Annotated in this window: 24 protein-coding genes; 13 read left to right on the top strand and 11 right to left on the bottom strand. The window is 71.5% G+C overall.

Translation table 11 applies throughout. The features are described from left to right. Positions 1 to 11: 11 nt before the first annotated feature. The 5 genes from Pen02_RS02825 to rsmA form a co-directional block, all read right to left on the bottom strand. On the bottom strand, positions 12 to 485 hold the full coding sequence (locus Pen02_RS02825; RefSeq protein WP_203864258.1) for a DUF4383 domain-containing protein: 474 nt from the start codon (positions 483 to 485) through the stop codon (positions 12 to 14). Positions 486 to 612: 127 nt separating this feature from the next. Further along, complete coding sequence (locus tag Pen02_RS02820) at positions 613 to 1,068, bottom strand: DUF4383 domain-containing protein (protein ID WP_203864257.1); 456 nt, start codon at positions 1,066 to 1,068, stop codon at positions 613 to 615. Between the two features lie 231 nt (positions 1,069 to 1,299). Next, positions 1,300 to 3,114, bottom strand: a complete 1,815-nt coding sequence (locus Pen02_RS02815) for an ABC-F family ATP-binding cassette domain-containing protein (protein ID WP_203864256.1) — start codon at positions 3,112 to 3,114, stop codon at positions 1,300 to 1,302. A 23-nt stretch (positions 3,115 to 3,137) separates the two neighbouring features. Continuing rightward, positions 3,138 to 4,094 (bottom strand): 4-(cytidine 5'-diphospho)-2-C-methyl-D-erythritol kinase, encoded by a 957-nt coding sequence (locus Pen02_RS02810; RefSeq protein ID WP_203864255.1) that lies wholly within the window; start codon positions 4,092 to 4,094, stop codon positions 3,138 to 3,140. A 139-nt stretch (positions 4,095 to 4,233) separates the two neighbouring features. Next, positions 4,234 to 5,109: a 16S rRNA (adenine(1518)-N(6)/adenine(1519)-N(6))-dimethyltransferase RsmA gene (rsmA, locus tag Pen02_RS02805; RefSeq protein WP_203864254.1), complete on the bottom strand. Its 876-nt coding sequence runs from the start codon at positions 5,107 to 5,109 to the stop codon at positions 4,234 to 4,236. A gap of 111 nt (positions 5,110 to 5,220) precedes the next feature. On the opposite strand from rsmA, the gene Pen02_RS02800 reads away from it, so the two are divergent. Then, the gene (locus Pen02_RS02800) at positions 5,221 to 5,673 is read left to right on the top strand and encodes a hypothetical protein (RefSeq protein WP_239139929.1); all 453 of its coding nucleotides are present in this window, start codon (positions 5,221 to 5,223) and stop codon (positions 5,671 to 5,673) included. A 46-nt stretch (positions 5,674 to 5,719) separates the two neighbouring features. Here the strand turns inward: Pen02_RS02800 and Pen02_RS02795 are convergent, their stop codons facing one another. Then, positions 5,720 to 6,880: an ABC transporter ATP-binding protein gene (locus Pen02_RS02795; RefSeq protein ID WP_239139921.1), complete on the bottom strand. Its 1,161-nt coding sequence runs from the start codon at positions 6,878 to 6,880 to the stop codon at positions 5,720 to 5,722. After that, complete coding sequence (locus Pen02_RS02790) at positions 6,867 to 7,985, bottom strand: ABC transporter ATP-binding protein (protein ID WP_203864253.1); 1,119 nt, start codon at positions 7,983 to 7,985, stop codon at positions 6,867 to 6,869. The genes Pen02_RS02795 and Pen02_RS02790 overlap by 14 nt, the downstream gene beginning before the upstream one ends. A 130-nt stretch (positions 7,986 to 8,115) precedes the next feature. Between Pen02_RS02790 and Pen02_RS02785 the strand changes: the two genes are divergently transcribed. The 7 genes from Pen02_RS02785 (at position 8,116) to Pen02_RS02755 (ending at position 16,070) form a co-directional block, all read left to right on the top strand. Continuing rightward, positions 8,116 to 9,324, top strand: coding sequence for a dipeptidase (locus Pen02_RS02785; RefSeq protein ID WP_203864252.1), 1,209 nt, complete (start codon positions 8,116 to 8,118; stop codon positions 9,322 to 9,324). Further along, the gene (locus Pen02_RS02780) at positions 9,324 to 10,937 is read left to right on the top strand and encodes an ABC transporter substrate-binding protein (RefSeq protein ID WP_203864251.1); all 1,614 of its coding nucleotides are present in this window, start codon (positions 9,324 to 9,326) and stop codon (positions 10,935 to 10,937) included. The genes Pen02_RS02785 and Pen02_RS02780 overlap by 1 nt, the downstream gene beginning before the upstream one ends. A gap of 83 nt (positions 10,938 to 11,020) precedes the next feature. Then, the gene (locus Pen02_RS02775) at positions 11,021 to 11,986 is read left to right on the top strand and encodes an ABC transporter permease (protein WP_203864250.1); all 966 of its coding nucleotides are present in this window, start codon (positions 11,021 to 11,023) and stop codon (positions 11,984 to 11,986) included. After that, positions 11,983 to 12,906, top strand: coding sequence for an ABC transporter permease (locus tag Pen02_RS02770; RefSeq protein WP_239139918.1), 924 nt, complete (start codon positions 11,983 to 11,985; stop codon positions 12,904 to 12,906). The genes Pen02_RS02775 and Pen02_RS02770 overlap by 4 nt, the downstream gene beginning before the upstream one ends. 7 nt (positions 12,907 to 12,913) lie before the next feature. Beyond that, positions 12,914 to 14,080 (top strand): M24 family metallopeptidase, encoded by a 1,167-nt coding sequence (locus Pen02_RS02765; protein WP_203864249.1) that lies wholly within the window; start codon positions 12,914 to 12,916, stop codon positions 14,078 to 14,080. Continuing rightward, positions 14,077 to 14,973: an alpha/beta fold hydrolase gene (locus Pen02_RS02760; protein WP_239139916.1), complete on the top strand. Its 897-nt coding sequence runs from the start codon at positions 14,077 to 14,079 to the stop codon at positions 14,971 to 14,973. The genes Pen02_RS02765 and Pen02_RS02760 overlap by 4 nt, the downstream gene beginning before the upstream one ends. Beyond that, the gene (locus Pen02_RS02755; protein WP_203864248.1) at positions 14,970 to 16,070 is read left to right on the top strand and encodes an Lrp/AsnC family transcriptional regulator; all 1,101 of its coding nucleotides are present in this window, start codon (positions 14,970 to 14,972) and stop codon (positions 16,068 to 16,070) included. Before Pen02_RS02760 ends, Pen02_RS02755 begins: the two co-directional genes overlap by 4 nt. A 194-nt stretch (positions 16,071 to 16,264) precedes the next feature. On the opposite strand, the gene Pen02_RS02750 is transcribed toward Pen02_RS02755, so the two are convergent. After that, a complete protein-coding gene (locus Pen02_RS02750; protein WP_203864247.1) occupies positions 16,265 to 17,203 on the bottom strand; it encodes a TatD family hydrolase in 939 nt (312 codons plus the stop codon). Between the two features lie 363 nt (positions 17,204 to 17,566). Here Pen02_RS02750 and Pen02_RS02745 point away from each other — a divergent pair, with 363 nt between their 5' ends. The 4 genes from Pen02_RS02745 (at position 17,567) to Pen02_RS02730 (ending at position 21,511) form a co-directional block, all read left to right on the top strand. After that, a complete protein-coding gene (locus Pen02_RS02745; RefSeq protein WP_203864246.1) occupies positions 17,567 to 18,853 on the top strand; it encodes a hypothetical protein in 1,287 nt (428 codons plus the stop codon). Between the two features lie 62 nt (positions 18,854 to 18,915). After that, complete coding sequence (locus Pen02_RS02740) at positions 18,916 to 20,226, top strand: DUF6236 family protein (protein ID WP_203864245.1); 1,311 nt, start codon at positions 18,916 to 18,918, stop codon at positions 20,224 to 20,226. Between the two features lie 218 nt (positions 20,227 to 20,444). Further along, the gene (locus Pen02_RS02735) at positions 20,445 to 21,317 is read left to right on the top strand and encodes a helix-turn-helix domain-containing protein (protein ID WP_203864244.1); all 873 of its coding nucleotides are present in this window, start codon (positions 20,445 to 20,447) and stop codon (positions 21,315 to 21,317) included. Then, a complete protein-coding gene (locus Pen02_RS02730) occupies positions 21,314 to 21,511 on the top strand; it encodes a DUF397 domain-containing protein (RefSeq protein ID WP_203864243.1) in 198 nt (65 codons plus the stop codon). The genes Pen02_RS02735 and Pen02_RS02730 overlap by 4 nt, the downstream gene beginning before the upstream one ends. 68 nt (positions 21,512 to 21,579) lie before the next feature. Here the strand turns inward: Pen02_RS02730 and Pen02_RS02725 are convergent, their stop codons facing one another. Together Pen02_RS02725 and Pen02_RS02720 are read right to left on the bottom strand one after the other, a co-directional pair. Then, on the bottom strand, positions 21,580 to 22,137 hold the full coding sequence (locus Pen02_RS02725; RefSeq protein WP_203864242.1) for a hypothetical protein: 558 nt from the start codon (positions 22,135 to 22,137) through the stop codon (positions 21,580 to 21,582). Continuing rightward, positions 22,137 to 22,709 carry an RNA polymerase sigma factor gene (locus Pen02_RS02720; RefSeq protein ID WP_203864241.1) on the bottom strand — a complete coding sequence of 191 codons (573 nt, stop codon included), beginning with the start codon at positions 22,707 to 22,709 and terminating at the stop codon, positions 22,137 to 22,139. The genes Pen02_RS02725 and Pen02_RS02720 overlap by 1 nt, the downstream gene beginning before the upstream one ends. A gap of 311 nt (positions 22,710 to 23,020) precedes the next feature. Here Pen02_RS02720 and Pen02_RS02715 point away from each other — a divergent pair, with 311 nt between their 5' ends. Beyond that, positions 23,021 to 23,350 carry a hypothetical protein gene (locus Pen02_RS02715; protein ID WP_203864240.1) on the top strand — a complete coding sequence of 110 codons (330 nt, stop codon included), beginning with the start codon at positions 23,021 to 23,023 and terminating at the stop codon, positions 23,348 to 23,350. A gap of 30 nt (positions 23,351 to 23,380) precedes the next feature. Here Pen02_RS02715 and Pen02_RS02710 read toward each other — a convergent pair whose 3' ends face one another. Then, entirely contained in the window at positions 23,381 to 24,241 is an 861-nt protein-coding gene (locus tag Pen02_RS02710; protein WP_239139914.1) for an SAM-dependent methyltransferase, read from the bottom strand. Between the last annotated feature and the right edge of the window lie 60 nt (positions 24,242 to 24,301).

Here is a 24,301-nt window from a genome sequence, read left to right as displayed (position 1 = left end):
GGACGGTGCGCTCAGCGGCCGGGGCGGGCGCTGGAACTGCTGCGCATCTCGCGTTCCGTCTCGGCGTGCTCCGGCGGGCCGACCTTGTCGTACAGGCCGGTGGCCAGCAGGACCAGGCCGAACAGCATCGAGACGATGACGGTGGAGACCGAGAAGTTGAGGATGTTGGCCTCGGTCTGCAACACGGTCAGCATCGCCAGTCCGACGACCAGGAAGACCACTCCGGCGGTCAGGTTCATCAGGTGCCCGAGGTTGCCCCGGTGCACCGCGCCGAAGAGCACCACCAGGCCGAAGATCACCGAGACCAGCGCGAACGCCATGTTGGTACGCAGCCCGAGCACCCAGTGGCTGCCCCGACTGAAGAAGTCGTCGCCGGCGGTCTCCACCAGCCCGAAGACGCCGAAGACCACGATGTAGAGGCCGATCAGCCCGGCGAGTACCCGGTACACCGGTCGGGCCGGATGGTTGATCGGAATGTGCGCCATGACCCCCTCCTCCGCCACCGGTGAGCGACTTTCCTACCGGATTGTCGCCCGGGACGGAGGAGGTTGCCCGGCGAACGCCGCAGATCAGCGCCGCCGGGATCGGCTCGGAGCAGCCGCCGGGATCGGCTCAGAGCACCAGGCGGGCGTCCTGGAAGGCCTTGGCCTCTTCCTCGCTGCCGACCTTGCCGTACATGCCGCAGAGCAGCAGGACCTGGCCGAGCACCATGGTCACGATGGCGGTGGCGAGGGTGAAGTTGAGGTAGTTGGCGTCGGTACGCAGCACCGCCAGGCCGGCGAGGCCGAGCGCCATCAGGCCGTAGCCGAGCCACGTGTCGACCAGTACGTCGACATTCCGGCCGGCCAGGGTGGCGAGCAGGATGACGATGCCCAGCCCGGCGGAGATCACCGAGTAGCCGAGGTTCGTCCCCTGGCCGAGCACCGAGCTGTCGTCCTGGGCGAAGAACTCGCCGCCGCCGGCCTGGACGAAGCCGAGCACGCCGAAGGCCACCAGGTAGAGGCCGATCAGCCCGCCGATCGCCCGGTAGATCGGCCGCGCGGGATGGTTGACGGGGTTGTGGGCCATGATCAGCAGTCTCCAACGCCGTAGCCGGTGGGGGTCGAGGCCAATTCTTCCGCATGGCGTCCGGGTGACGCCGCACACCCCCGCCGGGCACCCCGGACGGTCCTGGTACGCCGCCCGCCGAACACGTCAGCCGGCCTGCACACCACCACCGCCGAACACCCGGCACGCAGCCGCCGAACACCCGCCGCGCAGCCGCCAAAGACCTGCCATGCAGCCGCCGGACCAGCCAGCTCAGCCTTCGGGTACCTGCTCGGCGAGGGCGAGCCAGGCTTCCTCGGTCTGCTCCCGCTCGGCCCGTACCGCCCGGAGTTGGTCGTCCAGTTCGCTGATCCGGGAGTAGTCGGTGGCGTGCTCGGCCATCTGGTCGTGCAGGGCCGACTCGCGCTGTTCGAGCTTGCCGATCTGCCGCTCCAGCCGGCTCAGCTCCTTACGGGCCGCCCGCAGCTCCCCGCCGGAGAGCCTGCCCTCGACCCGTTCGGCCGGCACAACCGGCGCCGTCTGGCCGGCCCGCCCGTTCGACACGGGCGCGCCGGGCGTGCCGGCTCGGGCCAGGTACTCGTCGATGCCGCCGGGCAGGTGCACCAGCCGGCCGTCGCCGAACATCCCGTACACCACGTCGGTGACCCGTTCGACCAGGTAGCGGTCGTGACTGGCCACGATCAGCGTGCCGGGCCAGGAGTCGAGCAGGTCCTCCAGCGCGGCCAGGGTGTCGGTGTCCAGGTCGTTGGTCGGCTCGTCGAAGAGCAGCACGTTCGGTTCGGCGGCGAGCAGCCGCAGCAGTTGCAGCCGGCGCCGCTCGCCACCGGAGAGGTCGGAGACCGGAGTCCAGAGCCGCCTGTCGTCGAAGCCGAAGATCTCGGCGAGTTGGGACGCGTTGACCTCCCGGTCGCCGAGTACGACCCGTCGGGCCACCTCCTCGACCGCCTCCAGTACCCGCAGGTTGCCCGGCAGCTCGGCCAGCTCCTGCGACAGGAATGCCGGCTTGACGGTGGAGCCGGTGCGAAGCTGCCCGGCGTCCGGGCCGCGTACCCCGGCGAGCAGCCGGAGCAGGGTGGTCTTGCCGGCACCGTTGGCGCCGACGATGGCGATCCGGTCGCCGGGGCCGACCTGCCAGGTCAGGTTGTCGAGGATCAGCTTCGGGCCGGCGTTCAGGGTGACGTCGGTGAGGTCGTACACCTGCTTGCCGAGCCGGGCGGTGGCCATGCGTTGCAGCGACACGCTGTCCCGGGGTGGTGGCACGTCGGCGATCAGCGCGTTCGCCGCGTCGATCCGGAAGCGCGGCTTGGAGGTCCGGGCCGGCGGGCCGCGCCGCAGCCAGGCGATCTCCTTGCGCAGCAGGTTCTGCCGGCGGGCCTCGGTGGCGGCGGCCACCCGTTCGCGTTCGGCGCGGGCCAGCGTCCAGGCGGCGTAGCCGCCCTCGTAGGCGCGTACCGTCCGGTCGGCGACCTCCCAGGTGTCGGTGCAGACCGCGTCCAGGAACCACCGGTCGTGGGTGACCACCACCAGTGCCCCGCGCTTGCCGACCAGGTGCCGGGCCAGCCAGTCGACCCCGGCCACGTCCAGGTGGTTGGTCGGCTCGTCGAGGATCAGCAGGTCGGCGGTGCGGACCAGCAGGGCGGCCAGGGCGACCCGACGCCGCTCGCCGCCGGACATCGGCCCGACCGGCTGGTCGAGCCCCAGGTACGGCATGCCGAGCCCGTCCAGGATGGCCCGTACGCCCGCGTCGCCGGCCCACTCGTGCTCGGCGCCGAACCCCTCGTCGAGCCAGGCGGTGCCGAGCACCACGTCGCGGACCCGGGCCTCGGGGTCGAGTACCAGATTCTGCGGCAGCCAGGCGACCCGCAGGTCGCGGCGGTGCGTCACCCGACCGCTGTCCGGCTCCTCGGTCTTGGTGAGCAGGCGCAGCAGGGTGGACTTGCCGGCACCGTTCAGCCCGACGACGCCGATCCGGTCCGAGTCGTCCAGGCCGAGCGAGACGTCGGTGAGGAGTTGCCCCGCCGCGCCGTAGCCCTTGGAGACCCGGTCCAGATTGACGATGTTGGCCATGTGCTCAGACGGTAGTCAGGTGGTCAGCCGACCCGGGCGCCGGGGACCGGGCCGTACGCCGTCCGGACGGTCCGGCACAGCCCGGAGGCGGTCAGCTCGGCGGCGACCCGCTCGGCGTGCCCGGCGTCGCTGGCCAGGAAGACGCAGGTCGGCCCGGAGCCGGAGACGATGCCGGCGAGCGCACCGGCCGCCTCGCCGGCCTTCAGCGTCTCGGCCAGCGCCGGCCGCAGCGAGAGGGCGGCGGCTTGGAGGTCGTTGCCGAGCGCCCGGCCGAGCCGGGCGGCGTCCCGGCCGCGCAGCGCGGCGAGCAGCGCGTCCGCGTTGCGCAGTGGCGGCGGGGCGGCGTACTCGGCGCGCAGCCGGTCGAGTTCGCGGTAGGCGGCCGGGGTGGAGAGGCCGCCGTCGGCGATCGCCACCACCCAGTGCCAGGTGACCGGGCGGGCCAGGATCGGGCTGATCGTCTCGCCGTGGCCGGTGCCGAGCGCGGTGCCGCCGTACACCAGGAACGGGACGTCGGAGCCGAGCCCGGCGGCGATCCCGGCGAGGTCGTCGCGGCTCAGGTCGGTGCCCCAGAGCGCGTCGCAGGCGACCAGGGTGGCGGCGGCGTCGGCGCTGCCACCGGCCAGGCCGCCGGCCAGCGGGATCTGCTTGCGCAGGTGCAGCCGGGCGTGCGCGGGCACCCCGGCGTGCGCGGCCAGCGCCCGGGCCGCTTTGATCACCAGGTTGGTCTCGTCCAGGGCCAGCTCACCGGCGCCCTCGCCCTCCATGGTCAGGGTGAGGGTGTCGCCGCGCCGGGCGGTCAGCTCGTCGTGGATCGAGATCGCCTGGTAGACGGTGTTCAGCTCGTGGTAGCCGTCCGGACGCAGCGGGCCGACCCCGAGGTGCAGGTTGACCTTTGCCGGCACCCGGACCCGGACCGGGCCGACCATCCCCCGGCGCGGACGCTCGTCCTCGTCGTCCGGCCGCCATGCCTCGGTCATGCAGCGGTGTCCTGGCGCAGCGGTCGGGCCTCGGACGGCGCGAACCCACCCGGTTCACCCGGCCTCGGCTGCCGGGACGCGGGATCGACGGGCCGGGTCGTCACGACCATCTCCTGCTCCTGCCACACACCGCGTCAGCCTACTCGGCGGCCCGCGCGGCCACGGGGGCCGACGCGGCGATCGCGGCGAACTGCCCGACGGTCAGCGACTCGCCCCGGGCGCCGGGGTCGACCCCGGCGGCGACCAGCGCCGTCGCCGCCCGGTCCGGGCCGCCGGCCCAGCCGGCCAGCGCCGCCCGCAGCGTCTTGCGGCGCTGCGCGAACGCCGCGTCGACCACCGCGAAGACCTGTTTCCGGGGTACGTCGGCCCGGGGCGGTTCGCGTCGGGTGAAGGCGACCAGCCCGGAGTCGACGTTCGGCACCGGCCAGAACACGTTCGGTGGCACCCGTCCGGCGTTGCGGGCGTCGGCGTACCAGGCGAGTTTGACCGACGGAACGCCGTACGTCCGGGAGCCGGGGCCGGCGACCAGCCGGTCGGCCACCTCCTTCTGCACCATCACCAGCCCGTGCCGCAGGCCGGGCAGTTCGGCGAGCAGGTGCAGCACCACCGGCACGGCGACGTTGTACGGCAGGTTCGCCACCAGCGCGGTCGGCGCCGGGTCACCGAGCTCGGCGGCGGTGATCCGCAGCGCGTCGCCGGGGTGCACGGTCAGCCGGGCCGCACCGGCCGGGCCGGCGTGCCGGTGCACCGTTTCCGGCAGCGCCCCGGCCAGCACCGGGTCGAGTTCGACCGCGTGCACGTGCCCGGCAACCGGCAGCAGGCCCAGGGTGAGCGAGCCGAGCCCCGGCCCGACCTCCAGCGCCGCGTCCTCGGCGGTCAGCCCGGCGGCGGCGACGATCCGGCGTACGGTGTTCGGGTCGTGCACGAAGTTCTGGCCGAGTTTCTTGGTCGGGTGCACGCCGAGCCGGGCGGCGAGTTCCCGGATCTCCGCCGGTCCGAGCAGGTCTGCGGCCATGCTGCAACAGGGTACGGCCCGTCGGGGCGGCCGGTGCCGCACACCCGGCCGGGGTCGGGTTCTCCTACCTCTGACAGCAGATGTCAGGGGTACCCCCGCAGGATCGTCGGTGTGCAGAACGACTTCGACTTCCTTCTCGGTTCCTGGAACGTGTCCAACCGGCGGCTCCGGACGCTCTTCGCCGGCAGCGACGACTGGGACGTCTTCCCCGGTACCAGCGTCAGCCAGAGCATCTTCGACGGCCGCGGCAACACCGACGAGATCATCTTCCCGACCAAGGGCACCCGGGGGTTCACCCTGCGGCTCTTCGACACCGCGCGCGAGGAGTGGTCGCTCTACTGGGCGGACAGCCGTACCGGCCTGCTCTATCCGCCGGTGGTCGGCACGTTCCGGAACGGCCGGGGCGACTTCTACGGCGACGACACCCACGAGGGCAAACCGATCCGGGCACACTTCGTCTGGTCCGAGATCACCGCCGACTCGGCCCGCTGGGAGCAGGAGTTCTCCGCCGACGGCGGCCGGACCTGGGAACGCAACTGGATCATGGAGTTCACCCGGGCGTAGCCCGGCCGACGGCCCGGCCGCGCTACCCGTCGGCCGGGCCGGCTAGCTACTCCCGGCCGGGGGTGACCGGGGTACCGGCGAAGTGGCAGGCGGCGACGCGTTCCCCGGCGACGGAGGGTGCGTCGCCCTCGGGGACGAGCAGTGCCGGGGTCTCCCGCGCGCAGATGTCCTGGGCGATCGGGCAGCGGGTGTGGAACCGGCAGCCGGACGGCGGGTCGACCGGGCTCGGCGGGTCGCCGGCCAGCACGATCCGCTCCCGGCCCCGCTCGCGCGGATGGCGTACCGGCACGGAGCCGAGCAGCGCCCGGGTGTACGGGTGGGCCGGGTCCTGGTAGACGGTGCCGGCCGGGCCGAGTTCGGCGAGCCGGCCGAGGTACATCACCGCGACCCGGTGCGAGACGTGCCGGACCACCCCGAGGTCGTGCGCGATGAAGACCAGGGCGATGCCGAGCCGCTGCTGCAACTCCGCGAGCAGGTTGACCACCTGGGCCTGTACCGAGACGTCGAGCGCGGAGACCGGCTCGTCGCAGACCACCACCCGGGGTTCGGTGGCGAGTGCCCGGGCGATGCCGATCCGCTGCCGCTGCCCGCCGGAGAACTCGTGCGGGAACCGACGCATCATGTCCGGGGCCAGCCCGACCATCTCCAGCAACTCGGCGACCCGGTCCCGGCGGGCGACCGCGCCCCGGGCGAGTTTGTGCACGTCGAGCGGCTCGGCGACGACGTCCAGGATCGGCATCCGGGGGTTGAGCGAGGTGACCGGGTCCTGGAAGACCATCTGCACCGCGCGGCGCAGTTCGCGGCGGCGGGTGCCCCGGGCGGTACCGACGTCGAGCCCGGCGAAGCGGACCTGGCCGGAGTCCGGGCGTTCCAGCCCGACCAGCAGCCGGGCCAGGGTGGACTTGCCGCAGCCGGATTCGCCGACCACGCCGAGGGTCTCGCCGGCCGCCACGGTCAGGTCGACCCCGTCCACCGCGTGTACCCGCGAGCTGCTGCCGAGGCCGCGCCCGGCCCGGTAGGTCTTGCGGAGCCCGGTGGCGACCAGCAGCGGCTCGCCGGTGGTCGGGGCGTCGGCGGTCAGCGGGCCGGAGGTGTTCGGGCCGGCGGAGGCGGAGAGCACGGTCGGGGTACCGACGGTGGTGGGGGTGGACCCGGCCGGGCCGGCGGAGGCTGGGCCGGGCCCGGCCGGGTGGTCAGACGGGGGCATCGACGGCCTCCTCGGCGTGGTGGCAGGCGGCGCTCCGACCGGGTACGGCGAGCGCCCGCCGCTGCGGGCGGGTCACCGTGCACTCCTCGGTGGCCCGGTCGCAGCGCGGATGGAAGGCGCAGCCGCTGGGCAGTGCCAGCAGGTTCGGCGGGCTGCCCGGGATCGGCCGCAACCGGTCGCCCGGCTGGGCCAGGTCGGGTACGGAGCGCAGCAGCGCCGCCGTGTACGGATGGGCCGGCCCGTCGAGTACCTCGGCGACGGTGCCGGTCTCGACGATCCGGCCGGCGTACATCACGGCGACCCGGTCGGCGATCTCGGCGGCCACCCCGAGGTCGTGGGTGATCAGCAGGACGCCCATCCCGAGTTCGGTGCGGAGCCGGTCGACGAGTTGCAGGATCTGCGCCTGCACGGTCACGTCGAGCGCGGTGGTGGGCTCGTCGGCGATCAGCAGCCGGGGGCCGAGCGCGACCGCCATGGCGATCAGGATCCGTTGCCGCATGCCGCCGGAGAACTGGTGCGGGTAGTCGCGTACCCGTCGGTCCGGGGCCGGGATGCCGACCAGCCGGAGCAGTTCGGCGGCCTCGGCGCGGGCGGCCCGGCGGGAGAGCCCACGGTGGATCCGGAACACCTCGCCGAGCTGGTCGCCGATCGAGAGCACCGGGTTGAGTGCGGAGAGCGCGTCCTGGAAGACCAGCGCCATGGTCTTGCCGCGCAGCTTGCGGACCTGTTCCGGGTCGGCGGCGGTCAGGTCGTGCCCGGCGACCACGGTCTGCGCGGACCGGACCTGCACGCCGCCGGGATCGAGCAGGCCCATCACGGCGCGGGCGGTGACGGACTTGCCTGAGCCGGACTCGCCGAGCAGCACGAGTACCTCGCCGGCCGCGATGTCGAGGTCGACTCCGCGTACCGCCGGGACGGTGCCGCGCCGGCCGGTGAACGTGACGTCGAGATCCCGGACCCGCAGTGCGGCCGGCAGGTCGGCATCGGGTGACCGCCGTGAGCTTGTTACCCCGCTAGTCACTACACCTCCCGAATTTCCGTGTTGTTTCCCGCCGTAACGATTTCTGTCGCCCAGCCTCTGATCTGCGCCGGAGTTGGCCAACATGTTGACACGCTGCGCCTGATCCTGGCAATCTCTGCTCCCACATCGCCGACAATCCACACCCAGATCAGGTCGCGGCGCCGAAATCAACCGCGCGCCCGGCACCTGGCACCGACCCGAAGGAGGGAGCGGCGTGCTCGACCCGGCCACGCGTTACGACGGATACACGTCCTACAGCTACCTGGAGGCAGGAACCGACTACCGGGAGTTCAAGCTGGCTCCGGAACTCGGCCGGGTGCCGGCGTACCAGGGCATCTCGCTGACGGACGGGCAGCGGGACCGGGTCCGCCGGCTGCTCACCGACAACGTCGTCATCTCCCTGCACGACCATCCGTCGGTCTTCCCGGAGGAGATCGACCAGACCGTCGACTACAACCGGACCGCCCGGCACCACACCGGGTACGCCGGCCTGGCCCGCTCCGGCATGACCGCCGTCTTCGACAACATGATGGACGGCACCTGCTGCGTGACCAGCCAGATGGGCTGGAAGTGGACCGACGTCATCGCCGACCTCGGGATGCGGCTGTCCGACCTGGCCCACCAGGACTACCTGATCCGGGTCGAGAAGCTCGCCGACATCCGGTACGCCCACGAGACCGGCCGGATGGGCCTGGTGCTCGCCACCGAGGCGGCCACGATGATCGAGAACGAGCTGGACCGGATCGACATGCTCTACGGCTTCGGCGTCCGGCAGATGGGTATCGCCTACAGCGAGGCGAACACCCTGGGCAGCGGGCTCAAGGAGCGGGGCGACGGCGGCCTCACCTACTTCGGCGAGAAGGCCGTACGCCGGATGAACAAGCTGGGCATCGCGATCGACGTGTCGCACTCCGGGGACCGTACCTCGGCCGACGTCATCGCCGCCTCCACCAAGCCGATCTTCATCACGCACGCCGGATCGCGTACCGTCTGGCCGACCAACCGGATGAAGCCGGACGAGGTGATCCGGGCCTGCGCCGAGCGCGGCGGGGTGCTCGGCCTGGAGGCCGCACCACACACCACGCTCTCGCCGGCCCACCCCGAGCACAGCATCGAGTCGGTGATGGACCACTTTGTGCACTGCGTCGAACTGGTCGGCATCGACCACGTGGCGTTCGGCCCGGACACCCTCTTCGGCGACCATGTCGGCCTGCACGACACCTTCGCCGCACACCTGTCCATCGCCGAGGCGCACGGACACGTCGAGCACCCCCGGGTGTCCTACGTGGACGGGCTGGAGAACCCGGCCGAGTGCTACTGGAACATCGTCTCCTGGCTGGTCAGCCACGACTACTCGGACGACGAGATCGGCAAGGTCCTGGGGGGCAACATCATGCGCGTCCTTGAGGAGGTCTGGCACTGATGCGTACATTCCGGCGCGCTATCGCCGTGGCGGCGGGCGCGCTCTCGATAGGGCTGGCGGCAACCGCCTGCTCACCCAGTAACCCGGACAGCCAGGCGGGCGGCGGAAGCGGCGGCGCGGCGGACCGGATCACGATCGGCACCACCGCCGACGTGCTCAACTACAACCCGCTGGTCGGCAACAGCCGTACCGACACCTGGGTCACCAACCTGATGTATCCCCGGATGATGAGCATGGGGATGGACGGGGTGCGGTCGCCGTACCTGGCCAGCAAGTGGGAGTACCTCGACGGCGGGCGGAAGGCGAAGTTCACGCTGCGGGACGACTTCACCTGGAGCGACGGGGAGAAGGTGACCGCCGACGACGTGGCGTTCACCATCGACGCCGTCGCCAAGGAGAAGATCGGCGTCGTGGCGGGGCTGATCTCGTCGTACCAAAAGTCCACGGTCATCTCCCCCACGGAGATCGAGTTCCAGCTCTCCCAGCCGGACGGGACGTTCCTGGAGAACGTCGGCTTCTGGATGCCGGTCGTCCCGGAGCACGTGTTCAGCAAGGTCGGCAGCGTGCAGAAGTTCGCCAACGACAAGGACTGGGTCTCGGCCGGGCCGTACAAGCTGACCACCGTGGAGCGGGGCCAGCGGTACGTGCTGGAGCGGATGGAGAACTTCCCGCTGGTCGAGGGCGGTCCGAAGACCAAGGAGGTGGTCTTCCGGGTCTTCCCGGACGTCAACACCGAGGCGCTGGCGCTGCGCAACGGCGACGTCGACCTGATCGCCAACGCGCTGCCGCCGCCGCTGGCCAAGACCCTCGAAGGCGACAGCAAGCTGAAGCTGGTCAAGGTGCCGTCGCTGGGCTGGGCGCACATGCAGTACAACACCGCGCGGAAGCCGCTGGACAAGCTGGAGGTACGCCAGGCGCTGGCCGCCGCCGTCGACTACGAGGCGATCCGCCGGGTGGCGTTGCAGGGCAAGGCGGTGTCGTCGAACTCCTCGGTGCTGACCCCGACCCTGAAGCAGTGGCAGGACCCGTCCGCCAAGGAGTACGCGCACGACCCGGCGAAGGCGAAGTCGCTGCTCACCGGGGCGGGCTTCAAGGACGGCAACGGTGACGGGCTGTTCGACGGGCTCAGCCTGCGGATGATCTACGACCAGGCGGACCCGAACATCTCCAAGTGGGCGCAGCTCGTCCGGGACTCCGGCAAGGAGGCCGGGATCGAGATCAAGCTGGAGGGTCTGGAGCGGAACACGTACGTGGAGAAGTACACCGCTCGGGACTACGACATCTACGCCGGCTCGTGGGCGATCATGGAGAACCCGCCGGCCAACCTGGCACTGGCGTTCAAGTGCAAGGGCTTCATCAACTACGCCAACGCCTGCGACCCGGAGCTGGACGCCCTGATCGACCAGGCCCGGGGGCAGTTGGACCAGGCCGGTCAGAAGGGCCCGATCCAGCAGGCCGCGAAGATCATCACCGACAAGGTGTACGACAACGTGCTCTACGTCGAGGAGTTCACGATCGCGCACTCGGCGGAGTGGTCCAACTTCCTGGTCCAGCCGAGTGAGCTGCTCTCCATCGTCAACCCCGTCTCGGTGGCCCAGGCCACCAAGGGCTGAGCAGTCCGCCGAGGCGGTCGGGGCGGCCCCGGTCACCGACCAGGGTCCGCCCCGACCGCCGAGCCAAGGGAGGAGAAGAGGCCATGCCCGCTGGCGCCCGGTTCGTCACCCGCCGCCTGCTGCGCGGCGTACTGACCATGTGGTTCGCGGTGACCGTGACGTTCTTCCTGCTCCGCCTGCTGCCCGGTGACCCGGCGCTGGCGGTGGCGGACCCCGGGATGACCGAGGAACTGCGGGCCGACCTGCTCCGCGACTACGGCCTGGACCGGCCGCTGGCGGTGCAGTACTGGGAGTACCTGACCCAGTTGCTGCACGGCAACCTCGGGGTGTCGTTCCGGCAGAACCAGCCGGTGCTGGACATCCTGCTGGAACGGCTGCCCTGGACCCTGCTGCTGGCCGGCTCCGCGCTGGTGGTGACGGTGGCGCTGGGCATCCCGCTCGGTGTGGTCGCGGCGACCCGGGCCAAGGGCACCCTGGACCGGCTGATCCAGGTCGGCGGCATCACCGGCCAGTCGCTCTTCATCCCGAGCATCGGCGTGTTCCTGCTCTACGTCTTCGGGGTGGTGTTCGGCATCCTGCCGATCGGCGGCGCGATGGACGACGACGTCTACGGGCTGGCCGCGTACGGCAGCATCGCGCTGCACCTGATCCTGCCCTGCCTGTCGCTGGTACTGGTGCAGCTCGGCTCGTACGTGCTGACGCTGCGCAGCACGCTGATCGACGCGCTCGGCGAGGACTACTGCACGCTGGCCCGCGCCAAGGGGCTGCCGAACCGGAAGGTGGTGTGGCGGCACGCGCTGCGCAACGCGCTGCTGCCGACGACCACGCTGGTCGGGCTGCAACTGGGCTTCCTGGTCGGCGGGGCGGTGCTGACCGAGTCGATCTACGCGTACCCGGGGGTCGGCCGGGCCATCTTCGAGGCGGTGAGCCAGCTCGACTTCCCGGTGTTGCAGGGCGCGTTCCTGATGCTCGCCTTCGCGGTGATCGCCGCCAACCTGCTCACCGACCTCGCCTACGGCCTGCTCGACCCGAGGGTGAGGACGGCATGACCACTACTGATGCGCTGATGCCGCCGCCCGGCGACGCGCCGCCGCCGGCCGCCGCCGCGACACCGACGGCCGGTGGGCTGCCGCCGTCGGAGTCGGTGGCCCGGCAGACCTGGCAGGCGTTCCGGCGCAACCCGCTCGGCCTGGTCAGCGCCGGGGTGCTGATCCTGCTCGGCCTGGTCGCGCTGGCCGCGCCGCTGATCGCCGACTACCCCAGCGGGTACGGCGAGGACGTGCTCGCCGGCCCCGGTGCCGGGCACTGGTTCGGCACCGACGACCTGGGGCGGGACGTCTTCGCCCAGGTGGTCTGGGGGACCCGGGTCAGCATCGTGGTCGGCCTGGCGGCCAGCCTGCTGGCGATCGTGATCGGTGTGCTGGTCGGCGTCGCGGCGGCGTACTTCCGCCCGGCCGACCTGGTACTCGGGGTGATCGTCGACGTGTCGCTGTCGCTGCCGGTACTGCCGCTGATGATCCTGGTCGCCGCGCTGGCCGGGCCGAGCGTACCGACCCTGGTGGTGGTGATCGCGGTCTTCAGTTGGCCCGAGGTGGCCCGGGTCGTCCGCTCCCAGGGACTGGCCGTGGTGCCGATGCCGTACGTCTCGGCGGCGCACGTGATCGGCGGTTCGCACCTGTGGATCATCCGTAAGCACGTACTGCCCGGCGTCGCGCCGGTCGTCGCGGTCTCGGTGGTACTCACCACCTCCCGGGCGGTGCTCTCCGAGGCGGGACTGTCGTTCCTCGGGCTCGGCGACCCCAACAGTTGGTCCTGGGGGACGATCCTGCACCAGGCGCAGCGCTCCGGCTCGCTGGCCACCGCCTGGTGGACCACCCTCTTCCCGTCGCTGGCCATCCTGCTGCTGGTGGTGGCCACCACCCTGCTCGCCGTGGCGTACAACGACGCCCGCAATCCGAGGACGAGGTGACGAGCCGGTGCGACTGGCCGCTTCCTTCTACGCCACCCTGCACGAGACCGTCCGGGCCGAACTGGACCGGGCCGGGCTGGACGCGCTGCTGCTGGACGATCCGCTCGACGTGGCGTACCTGACGGGTTTCTCGCACTTTCCCAACGAGCGCCCGGTCGCCGCCTACCTGGCCCGGGACGGCGCCGTGTTGTTGCTGGTCCCGGACCTGGAGCGGGAGTACGCCGCCGACCAGCGGGCCGCCGCCGAACTGGTGGTCTATCCGGAGTTCCCGGGCGAGCGGAGCCCGTTCGCCGTGCTCCGGGACGCGGTGCCGGTGCCGCCGGTCCGGGCCGGGTACGCGCCGTCCACCTCGGTCGCCCGGGTCGCCGGGCTCGGCCGGGCCTTCCCCAACACCGCCTGGGAGCCGACCGACCTGGTCGGGGCGCTGCGGCTGCGCAAGACTCCGGAGGAGATCGCGCTGCACGCCGAGGCGGCCCGGATCGCGGACGCGATGCTGGCCGAGGGCGTCCGGCTGGTCGCCGACGCGGTGGCCGGCGGCGGTGAACTGCCGACCGAGACGGAGCTGGCCGGCCACGTCACCCGGTACGGCGCCGCCAAGATGTACGCCGAACACGACGACGTCGTGGTGGTGCCGATGCTGACCGGCGGCCTGGTCTACGGCGGCCCGAACTCGGCCCAGCCGCACCGGCTGCCCGGCGGGGACCGGCTGCGGCCCGGCGAGCCGTTCATGCTCTCCCTCGGCTGCGCGGTCGGCGGCCGGTTCGTGGAGAGCGAGCGGACCTTCCTGCTCGGCGAGCCGACCGCCGAGCAGCGCCGCTACTACCAGGTGGTCCGGGAGGCGCAGCAGGTCGGCACCGAGGCGCTGCGCCCGGGGACCAGGTGTGTGGACGCCAACCGGGCCTGCCTGGACGTGATCCGCCGGGCCGGGCTGGGTGAATACCTTCGGCACCGGCAGGGCCACGGGATCGGGCTCGGCTTCCACGAGCCGCCCTGGGTGGCCGACGGCGACGACACGGAGCTGGCGCCCGGCATGGTGCTCTCCAGCGAACCCGGGGTGTACGTCCCCGGACACGCCGGCTACCGGATCTCGGACACCGTACTGGTGACCGACGACGGGCCGCGCCGGCTCACCGGTTATCCCCGGGACCTCGACGAGATCGTGATCGGAGCATGAGCATGACCGTGAGCAGCGAACCGACGATGGTGGAGATCAACGGCAACCGGCTGAACGTGCTGGTACTCGGCAACGACGCGCCCGGGCAGGGCGACGCGCCGGAGAAGCCGGTGATGATCGTGCACCACGGCGCGCCGGGGCTGGGCTCGATGGCCGAGCCGAGGGCGTCCTTCGCGGCCTTCGCCGACGAGTACCGGGTGGTGGTCTTCGACGCCCGGGGCTCGGGGGCGAGCGAGGGGAACGGGCCGTTCACCCACGAGCAGTGGGCCGCCGACGTGGACGGGCTGCGGGAGTGGATCGGTGCCGAGCGGATCGTGATGGCCGGCGGCTCGTACGGCGGCTTCGTCTCGATGGAGTACGCGATCCGCTACCCGGAGCGGGTGACCGCGCTGGTGCTCCGGGACACCGCCGCCGACAACGCCAACCAGGAGCTGGCGCTGCGCAACGCGCTCGACTCGGCCCGGGTGGAGATCGACCGGGTGAAGTTGGACCGGATCATGTCCGGCACGGTGAAGGACGACGACGACCTGCGGGACTGCTGGGCGGAGATCCTGCCGCTCTACGACCACGACCTGGATTGGGACAAGGTACGGCAACGGGTAGAAAGCACCCCGTACCGGTACGCCACGCACAACTTCGCATTCGCCGTAAACCAGCCCAACTACGACATCAAGTCGTTGCTCCCGGCGATCTCCTGCCCGACCCTGGTCACCGTGGGTCGACACGACTGGATCACGCCGGTGGAGTGCAGCGAAACCATCGCCGGGCTGATCCCGGACGCGAAACTGGTGATCTTCGAGCACTCCGGGCACTCCCCGCAGTTGGAGGAGGCGGAGCGGTTCCAGCAGGTCGTCCGGGAGTTCCTGGCCGGCGTACCGGCGCTCCGGGCATGATCCTGGGCGAGACCTACGACCTCGATCCGACCGACCGACGGATCGTCGCCGCGCTCCAGGTCAACGGCCGGGCGAGCTGGACGGAGATCGCCCAGCTCACCGGTACCTCGGTCACCACCGTGGCCCGCCGGGCACAGCAACTCTTCGCCGACGGGCTGGTCAAGGTCGCCGCCGCGCCGCAGCCCGGCGGCGGCCCGGCCGACCTGCTGATCGTCCGGATCCGCTGCGCGGCGGGCAGCCAGCTCGCCGCCGCACAGGCGCTGGCCGCGATGCCGGAGATTCGGTTCGTCGCCCTGGTCACCGGGGTCTACGACCTGGTCGCCGAGGTACTGGTGCCGAAGGGGACCAGCCTGCACAGCGTGCTGCTGAACGGGTTGCAGAAGATCCCCGGGGTGCAGGGCAGCGTCGCCGACCTGGAACTGCACACCTACAAGTCGACCCACGAGTGGTCCCGGCACCTGCTCGGCACCGAGAGCCAACTCGTCGCCCCGCCGCCGGTGCACGACTGTCCCCCCGCACACCTCGACGAGTTGGACGAGCGGATCATCTCGGCGCTGCGCGAGGACGGCCGGAACAGCTTCCAGGCGGTGGCCGGCGGGCTCGGGGTCAGCGAGAGCACGGTACGGCGACGGTTCGAGTCGCTGTACAACGCGGGCTGCGTACAGGTGATCACGCTGGTACCGGCGGCGGCGCTCGGCTTCGAGGCGGAGATCCTGTTCTGGCTCTCGGTGGCACCGTCCCGGCTCGACGGGGTGGCCCGGGAGCTTGCCGCGCTGCGCGGCGTCCGCTACGTCGCCGCCACGCTCGGCCAGGAGTCGCTGATGTGCGAGGTGATCCTGCCGACCCACGCCGACGTCTTCGAGTTCACCACCAAGACACTCGGCGGGATCGAGGGCATCCAGGCGTGGACGGCCGGGGTGCAACTGCTCACCGTCAAACGCGGCTTCGTGATCACGCCCTGGGCGGCCCGACGACTCGCCGCCGAGGGCATGGCCGCCGAGGGCCTGACCGGCGACCTGGTCCCGACCCAGCCAAGTGGCGGCACCCCGGCCACCCCCAACCCCCGCACCACCCGCAACCGCCGCGCCGCGACCTGACCGGCGCGGTTGCCCGGGGCGCTACTTCCCGGGAACGGGGCGCTACCTCCCGGAACCGTGCGCTACCTCCCGGAACCGCAGGCGCTACTTCCAGGAAATAGGGGCCTCGGGCGCTGACGGAGGCGACTCTTTCCCGGAACCAGCGCGATCTTGTGCCCGTCACGAGCGGCACGGGCGGCACGGGCGGCCGGCGGTCACCAGGGGCCGAAGACCCGGTTGCCGGTGGCGGAGATGGCGGCGCAGAGTTCGCCGAGGTCGGCGCCGGTCGTCTCGGCCAGCGACCGGACGGTCAGCGGAATCAGGTACGACGCGTTCGGCCGTCCCCGGTGCGGCATCGGGGTCAGGTAGGGCGCGTCGGTCTCCACCAGGATCTGGTCCAGCGGGGTGATCCGGGCCGCCTCGCGCAGCCCGGCGGCGTTGCCGAAGGTGACCGTCCCGGCGAAACTCAGCACGTACCCGCGCCGGACGCACTCGGCGGCGAACTCGGCGTCGCCGGAGAAGCAGTGCAGCACCACCGTCTCCGGGGCGCCCTCGGAGTCGAGGATCCGCAGCACGTCGGCGTGTGCGTCCCGGTCGTGGATCACCAGCGGTTTGGCGTACCGCTTGGCGATGGCGATGTGTGCCCGGAAACTCGCCTCCTGGGCCGCCCGACCCTCGTCCCCGGTACGGAAGAAGTCCATCCCGGTCTCGCCGATCCCGCGTACCCGGTCCTCGGCGGCCAGGGACTCGATCTCCCGCAGCGCCTCGTCGAGGTCGGCGAGCCGGGGCGCCTCGTTCGGGTGCAGCGCCACAGTGGCGAGTACCGCCGGCTGCCGCGCGGCCAGCTCGGCGCCCCACCGGGACGAGGCCACGTCGACGCCGACCTGCACCAGCCGGTCCACTCCGACCCCGGCGGCCACCTCGACCGCCGCCGCGACCGGATCGGCCGGCCGGCCGTTGGACGGCGCGCCGGACCCGCCGGACCCGCCGTTCCCGGGCGGGGGGCCGGCCTCCGCCAGGGTGATGTCCAGGTGGGTGTGACTGTCGATCACCGGTAGCGGCAGTGGCTCCGGTACCGGTGGAAACTCTCCGGCCCGGCGGGCGGCCCGCGCCCGGCGGCTCTCGGTCGGCTGCTGACTCATCGCCGCCAGCATCACATACCGACCCGGTGCTCCGGGCTCGGGCTCACGACGTCGGGCCCATCGCCGCCGGCAGCACACCGGCCCGGGGCGCCGGGCTCGGGCTCACCAGGCCGGGCTCATCGCCGTCAGCAGCACACCGGCCTGGTGCGCCCGGCTCGGGCTCACCAGGTCGGGTGGTTGCTGGCGGGTGTCCGCCGGATCAGCGGGTGCTGGCACCGAATTGGCGGGCGTCCGCCGAACCGGCGGGGGCGGGCGGCCGAACCGGCGGCGGGCGGCCAGCCGAACCGTCAGTTCGCGCTCGGAGCGGCTCCGACGACCCCGGTCTGTAACCCCGTGTTCACCGGGTCGGTGCCGACCGGTCTTAGCGTCGGCGCGGTGAGCGTGTCCCCGCCGGCCAGTGCGGTGCCCGAGACGCCGGCCGGACTACGCGTCCGCTACGGCGGCGCCGTGCACCCGGCCGAGGAACTCGCCCGGGGTGCCGCGTACGAGCTGTTCAGCACCGAGTCGACGGGCGGGTTCGAGCGGGACCGCCGCCCCGACGCCCGCTACCCGTTCCACCGGTACGCCCACGCCAGCGAGGTCGGGGTCCTGCCCGGTGCCCGGTCGGGCGGCGGCGGTACCGGTGGCGGTGAGCGGGCCAACGGGCTCGGCGTGGCGGACACCCCGCTGACGGCACCACTGCACCGGATCTGGGGCTGGTCGGACATCCACGGCCTCAGCCAGAGCCCGGCTGCCGCCGAGGACCCGGTACTGGTCTCGGTACGCGAATCCGCCACCGTGCGGCGGGGCAGCCAGATGGTCAAGGCGCTCTCCGCCCAGCAGTTCGCCGGTTTCCTGCTGCGCGGCTGGCTGCCGTACGGCTTCTGCTACCGCGAGTACGACGTGGCACACCTGCGGACGCCGGCCGACCAGATGCTGCTGCGTACCGACTCCGAGGCGGGTCGGGCGGTGCCCGAGGTGGCGTACCTGCTGCGCTGGCGGGCCACCGACCCGCTCGACTTCGTCGCGCCGCTGGCTGCCGGGCACCGGGGACTGATGACGATGTCGCCGCACGACCGGGTCGGGCCGCCGGTGCTCGGCACCGGGTTCACCCCGAGCGGTCGGCACCTGATCCCGGAGTTCGTCACCCGGGATTTCGCCGACCTGCCGCTGCCGGCGAACGCGGCCCTGCTGGCGCACACCTCGGACGGGGACGAGGTGGTGCTCTACACGTACCAGCCGGAACAGCGCGGCTGGCTGCGGATGGCCGGGCCGCGCTGGCGGCACCTGCTGGCCGCGGTGCCCGGCGTCTCCCCCGACCAGGAGTACGTCTCGACCAGCGACGCGATCCGGTCCACCCTGCTGATCGGCGGCTACCGGGGGCAGGAGCACGAGGCGGTCGCCGACCCGCCCGGCGAGTTCCGGGTACTCGCGATGACCCGGGCGGCCCGCTATCCGGTGGAGACCCTCGTCCGCCGGGCCCGGTACGTCCACTGGCGCGACACCCGCTGCCTGGTGCTCCGCGAGGAGGGCGGCTGGCTGCGGGTACGGCTCTGCCAGCCGGACCCGGACAACGTGGCGGCGCTCGGTGCGCAGTGCTACGAACGCGGGGTCTACGAGTCCTGGGCACCCGGGGTCGAGGTGACCGACGACCAGCTCCTCGACGTGCCGTACGAGATCTGAGGGCTGGGCGGGGTCGCGCCGGCCCCTTCCGGGCGCGGCGCCGACCGGGCATTGTGGTCCCGGTGAGCGACGTCGCCCTCTACTTCCCGTACGTCAACCTGCCCGGGGACGCATGGGTCAAGGCCGCCGCCCTGCACTGGCCCCAACTCGGCCGGATCCGCCCGCGCGGTTACTACAACCTGCGCGACTCCGACACCGTCAAGCGGCTCAGGGACGAACTCGACTTCATCATCGACGTGCGCCCCGGCTGGGGGCGGCTGCCCCGGAGACGGCAGTCCTGGGTGGACGACGAGGTCCTCACGAGGGTGGACCGGTTCTTCGGCGACCGACGCCGGTCGGTGGACACCGGGGACCAGGTCGACGCGTTGTTCTACGACTTCCTCGACCGGTACAAGGACGAGATGATCCCCCGGTACGGCACCGAGGCGCTCGGGGTCGAGTCCCTGCGCACCTGGGACGTGTACGACGAACTCCTGCCGCTCGACCCCCGCCTACAGGAGGTCCATCCGGGCAAGATGTCGTACGGACTGGCGCAGCAACTGGCCGCGGACGGCCTGCTGGTGTCCCGGCGATACCAGTGGCGCCGCGCGTCCGACGGGAAGGTGCTCGTCGTCGGCGACCTGGCGATGCACCAGCGGCTGGCCAGGCTCTACCTGACGATCCTCGCGGACGTCGTCGCCCAGGAGAACGCGATGACGCCGATCACGGACCAGCCGTTGTTCTCCTCCGCCACCTCCGGCTGGACGATCGAGGCGATGGCGCGCATCCTGCTCTCCGACGACGCCGATCCCGAGCCGGAGGCCGGGACGGACTACGGCCAGGTGTTCGCGGTACTGGCCCTGCAAACGGTGCTGCCCCGCGACCTGGCCGACGTACCGGTCGAGCGGATCATCGAGGCGAGACGACGGCTGTTGCCGCAACTCCTGAGTTATCGCGAGTTCCTCGACTCGCTCACGCCCGACTTCGTGGCGATCAGCGAGGTGCGGGATCCGGACGTACGGGCGGCGAAACTGCGCAACCACGTGCAGAGCAGGATCGCCCATCCGCTGGAGGAGATGGAGCGGACCCTCGGCACGCTCGGCCTGCAACCGGTCCGGGCCGTACTGACGCTCCAGACCCTCGCACCACCGGCCGCGCTCGGGGTACTGGCCAACGCCCTGCACCTGCCGCCGGTCGTCACCAGCACGGGTGTCGTCGCGGGCTGCCTGGTCGGGGCGGTGAGCAGTGCGCTCGACCAGCGGCGGCAGGTCGTCGCCGGCCACCCGGCCGGTTACCTGTTGGACCTTCGGCACGAGCTGGCCCCCTCCGACGCCGTGGCGCAGATCCGGTCCGCCATCCGACGCGCGGTTCCCGAGCGACGAAGCCGTCGATAACCACGGAAGTCGGTGATTCGCGGCTGTCTGTCGCGAATGGTCGCCGCTAATATCTCTGTCGATGACCGGAGCCGAATCACACCTCGGCTGTCGGCGCTGGCGGCATGCCGATGCCATTGATCTTCCGCACCCGGCCGCCAAGTCTCTCCACCGCCACTACGGCGGCATTCCATTCTGCAATCCCACTGCATTTCACGAGAAGAGAAAGGTACGTCGCCATGGACCAGGACCGGACGACCGTGCCTCGCCGGCAACTCGGCCGATATCTGCGTCGGCTGCGGGACGAGGGCGGCATGACGATCAGGACGGCCGGCGAGGCGATCGAGTGCTCGACCGTGAAGATCTGGCGGATCGAGAGCGGACTCCAGCAGGTCCGCACTCCGGACGTGCAGGCGCTCTGCGACGTCTACCAGGCGCCACCCGAGGTGACGGAGACGTTGGTCAAACTCGCCCGACAGACCGCCGACGGCTGGTGGCAGGCGTACGGCGACGCCGTACCCGACTGGTTCGAGCTGTACGTCAGCATGGAGGAGGCCACCGACCGGATTCGGCACTACAACGGCGAACTGGTGCCGGGGCTGTTGCAGACGCGACGGTACATGGAAGAGATGATGCGAATCGGTCGGCCGGACTGGACCGACGACGATCGTGAACGCCGGGTCGAGTTGCGGCTGAAGCGGCAGCGATTACTCGGTCGGAAGCGGCCTGCCGCGCCGCAGCTCGATGTCGTGCTCAGCGAAGCGGTGCTGCGGCGGCCACTGGCCGATCATGCCGCGATGGTCGAGCAACTCCGTCATCTGACCACGCTGAACGAGCGGGCCAACGTCCGGATCCGGATACTGCCACTGGCCGTGGGGCCGCATCGCGCGTCGATCGGGGGCGCCTTCACTCTGCTCACCTTTCCGCAGCCGAAGCGGGATCGAGGTGACCCACCGATGATCTACCAGGAGGGACCAACCGGAGCGCTCTATCTCGATCGACCGGAGGACATCGGCGTATACGACGCCATCTGGAGGGACCTCGCGCGGCTCGCCCTGTCCGAGGCAGAATCGATCGACGTGATCGACTCGTTTGCAGGGGAGAGGCGATGACCGATCTGACCGGTGCGGTTTGGCACAAGAGCAGCTACAGCGGAGCGGAAGGCGATTGCGTCGAGGTCGCGGACAACCTGCCCGACCTGGTGGCCGTACGGGACAGCAAGGACCCGTACGGGCCGGTCCTGGCCTTTGCTCCTGGCCCCTGGCGGCAGTTCGTCCGAGGTGTCCGGCGAGGCTCTGAACTGTAGGAGACGCTTACGCGTGGCGGGCGGTGCGAGAGTTGCCGCACCGCCCGCCACGTGCCTACGACCGGGGATCAGCCTCGGGCCGGCGTGGGTAGGTGTTCGCCGAGCAGGCCCTCGCCGAGGATTCCCTCGTCTACCGCACGCTGACCGGCGTAGCAGGTCCAGCGCAGGCCGGCCGCGTCCTCGCCGACACAGCCACCGGCGACGTTGCCCCGCTCGTCGGTGAACGCCTCCTTCCGGTCCGTGAAGTCGCGGACGATCGGCACACGCGGGCGCTTCGCCTCCGGAATCTTGGAGAGGTCGGGTAGCGGATCGTGCGGGGCGCGGTCGAGGGTGCAGGTGAAGACGACGTTGTCCTCGGTCGTACACGTCGGATCGGTGCCCTGGAAGATCGCCGCCGCGCCGGGCATGCCTCGGCTTACGGTGTCGGGGCTGAGCAGCGCCACCGCCGCGAAGGCCGCGCCACCGCCGACCGCCAGCACCCCGGCGGTGATCGTGCCGAGGAACGCGGCCCGGGAGCCGAACAGTCGGCGGCTTCCGGACCGGCGGCCGGCGGCGATCTCCCGGCCGACCGCGTGTTCGAGTTCGTTGCCGAGCCGGACCAGGTCCGGGTGCAGGTCGTTCGTCATCAGGATGCCCTCCTGGTCCGGGTCGCCCGGGTCGGTCTGGTCGGTCGGAGCCTGCTGCGCAGGGCGGTGAGGCCACGGGAGACCCGGATCCGGGCCGCGCCGGGTGAGCAGTCGAGTGCGTCACCGATCTGCTGGTAGCTCTGGTCGTGCAGCACGCGCAGCTCGACCGCGCTGCGTTGGGCCGCCGGCAGCGCGGCGAGCGCCGCCTCCAGGTCCGCGTCCAGGCCGTCGAGCCACTCCTCGTCCGGGGTCACGACGGCCCGATCCTGGCGTACGTGCAGCCGAGCGCTCGCCTCGGCGAGGATCCGCCGATCCCGTACCGCCCGGAGCAGCAGGTTGCGGGCGATGCCGAACAGCCACGGTCCGACCGATCCGGCGCGCTGGTCGACGAACCGGTGCCGCGACTGCCACGCCTGGGCGAAGGTTTCCGCCGTCAGGTCCAGTGCCGCCTCGTGGTCGCCGGTACGCCTCCGGCAGAAACCGTGGATCGCCTGCGCGTAACGGTCGTACAGCTCTCTGAAGGCGTGTGCGTCGTGGTCCGAGGCCACGAGCAGTTCGATGTCGGTCCTCACCCGTGCCCCGTTCCGGCCGGCCCTCGGACGTGTTCGTCCAGCAATGTGTCCCTCCCAGGTCGTGGTGCCCTGCCACCCTTGCTATGCCGCAGACCTGGTCGGTTGTTTCAGTTCCGCCGACCGCGATTGACGAGTGGATTCAAGGTTCACGTCCAGACGCCTACAAGGGACGGACCGCACGATTGACGGTGTTCGGGTGACGGCCGCAGGCATCGCGATCGTCGCCGGCTGACCGCCGGGTCGACCCTGTGCCGCTGTCCCCCAGTTCCCGGGTCGGCCCGGCTCCTGCCGCTCGGTGCGACCATGGGGGCATGGCAGAGCGGGAGGCGTTCTTCGTCGGGCGGCCCGACCCCCTGGTGGAGCGGGCCCAGCGCTTCGTGAGCACGTTCTGGTCCGACGGGGGCGACGACGACGAGGTACGCGCGGATCTGGCGAGTTCCGCCGCACACGTGGTGACGGCGGGCCTGGCCGCGTTGCGAGCCGTGCTGGACGATCCGTCGAAGGGCTGGACCCTGACCTATCTGGTCGAGATCGACGCGAACCACAGTCTGGACGAGTGCACCGAGGCCGCCGCCCGGACCTTCCTCGAAGGATGCGTCGCACTGGCCGAAGGCGTACTCGAATCGGCCCGGCGGCCGTAGTCGGACCGGCGGTAGTCGGACCGGGCGGGCTCAGGGCTTGCGGAACACCACGCCGCACTCCATGGAGCGCTGGTTCTCCGGCACCGACTCAAGGTACGGCCGCAGCGGCTCGTCGACGTGTGCCAGCAGCGGCTGGTCGGGGTCGGGACGCCAGTCGACGACCTTCACCAGCCCCGGCTCCAGCAGCTCCGCCCCGGTCAGCGCGCCCAGCAGCTCGGCGACCTGCTCCGTCGTACGGTTGCGCCAGGCCAGGCCAAGTCGCCTGGTCATCTCGTTGCCCTCGTCCACCGTCGCCTGGTCCACCCCGACCACCTGGGAGAACGCGAGGTAGCTGCCGGAGGCGAGGCTCTCCCAGACGGTGACGAGCATGTCGCGCAGCAACGTGTCGTCGACGATGGAGTGCCCGATCGACAGGAACAGCGCCGCCGCCGGCTGGGCGAAGTCGATCAGCTTCCGCGTCTCCGGGTCGCCGAGGATCCGCTTCGGCTCGGTCATGTCCGCCGCGATCACGGTGGTGGTGCGGTCGTCGGCGAGCAGTGCCCGGCCGTGCGCCAGCACGATCGGGTCGTTGTCGACGTAGACGACGTGCGCGTCCGGCTGGAAGCGCTGGGCCACCTGGTGCACGTTGGCCTGGGTCGGCAGTCCGCTGCCCATGTCGAGGAACTGCCGGATCCCGGCGTCGCGGGCCAGGAACCGCACCAGTCGGTAGAGGAACAGGCGATTGTTCCGGGCCTCGTGCACACCCTCCGGGAACTGCTTGTGTACCGCCAGCACCGCCGCCCGGTCGACCGGGAAGTTGTCCTTGCCACCGAGGCAGTAGTCGTACATCCGGGCCGGGGTGGGAACGTCCTGGCGGATCTGGGGCTTGCTTCCGTCGTTGGGCGCGGTCACGACACCGACTCCACAGTTGACACCGTCTCCGACTCGGGGGAAGTGGGAAACACGAATCCT

It is taken from the genome of Plantactinospora endophytica (assembly GCF_016862915.1).
In the GTDB taxonomy this organism is placed as follows: Bacteria; Actinomycetota; Actinomycetes; order Mycobacteriales; family Micromonosporaceae; genus Plantactinospora; species Plantactinospora endophytica.
The sequence above is the reverse complement of the archived record's forward strand: the minus strand, read 5'-3'. Positions and strand labels throughout refer to the sequence as shown.

Coding starts and splice junctions, on each gene's coding strand:
- Pen02_RS02750 (WP_203864247.1), bottom strand. CDS start 17,203: ATGCTGGCGGCGATGAGTCAGCAGCCGACCGAGAGCCGCCGGGCGCGG.
- Pen02_RS02815 (WP_203864256.1), bottom strand. CDS start 3,114: ATGGCCAACATCGTCAATCTGGACCGGGTCTCCAAGGGCTACGGCGCG.
- Pen02_RS02715 (WP_203864240.1), top strand. CDS start 23,021: ATGGCAGAGCGGGAGGCGTTCTTCGTCGGGCGGCCCGACCCCCTGGTG.
- Pen02_RS02735 (WP_203864244.1), top strand. CDS start 20,445: ATGGACCAGGACCGGACGACCGTGCCTCGCCGGCAACTCGGCCGATAT.
- Pen02_RS02775 (WP_203864250.1), top strand. CDS start 11,021: ATGCCCGCTGGCGCCCGGTTCGTCACCCGCCGCCTGCTGCGCGGCGTA.
- Pen02_RS02780 (WP_203864251.1), top strand. CDS start 9,324: ATGCGTACATTCCGGCGCGCTATCGCCGTGGCGGCGGGCGCGCTCTCG.
- Pen02_RS02760 (WP_239139916.1), top strand. CDS start 14,077: ATGAGCATGACCGTGAGCAGCGAACCGACGATGGTGGAGATCAACGGC.
- rsmA (WP_203864254.1), bottom strand. CDS start 5,109: ATGGCCGCAGACCTGCTCGGACCGGCGGAGATCCGGGAACTCGCCGCC.
- Pen02_RS02790 (WP_203864253.1), bottom strand. CDS start 7,985: ATGTTGGCCAACTCCGGCGCAGATCAGAGGCTGGGCGACAGAAATCGT.
- Pen02_RS02730 (WP_203864243.1), top strand. CDS start 21,314: ATGACCGATCTGACCGGTGCGGTTTGGCACAAGAGCAGCTACAGCGGA.
- Pen02_RS02795 (WP_239139921.1), bottom strand. CDS start 6,880: ATGCCCCCGTCTGACCACCCGGCCGGGCCCGGCCCAGCCTCCGCCGGC.
- Pen02_RS02770 (WP_239139918.1), top strand. CDS start 11,983: ATGACCACTACTGATGCGCTGATGCCGCCGCCCGGCGACGCGCCGCCG.
- Pen02_RS02825 (WP_203864258.1), bottom strand. CDS start 485: ATGGCGCACATTCCGATCAACCATCCGGCCCGACCGGTGTACCGGGTA.
- Pen02_RS02820 (WP_203864257.1), bottom strand. CDS start 1,068: ATGGCCCACAACCCCGTCAACCATCCCGCGCGGCCGATCTACCGGGCG.
- Pen02_RS02725 (WP_203864242.1), bottom strand. CDS start 22,137: ATGACGAACGACCTGCACCCGGACCTGGTCCGGCTCGGCAACGAACTC.
- Pen02_RS02755 (WP_203864248.1), top strand. CDS start 14,970: ATGATCCTGGGCGAGACCTACGACCTCGATCCGACCGACCGACGGATC.
- Pen02_RS02810 (WP_203864255.1), bottom strand. CDS start 4,094: ATGACCGAGGCATGGCGGCCGGACGACGAGGACGAGCGTCCGCGCCGG.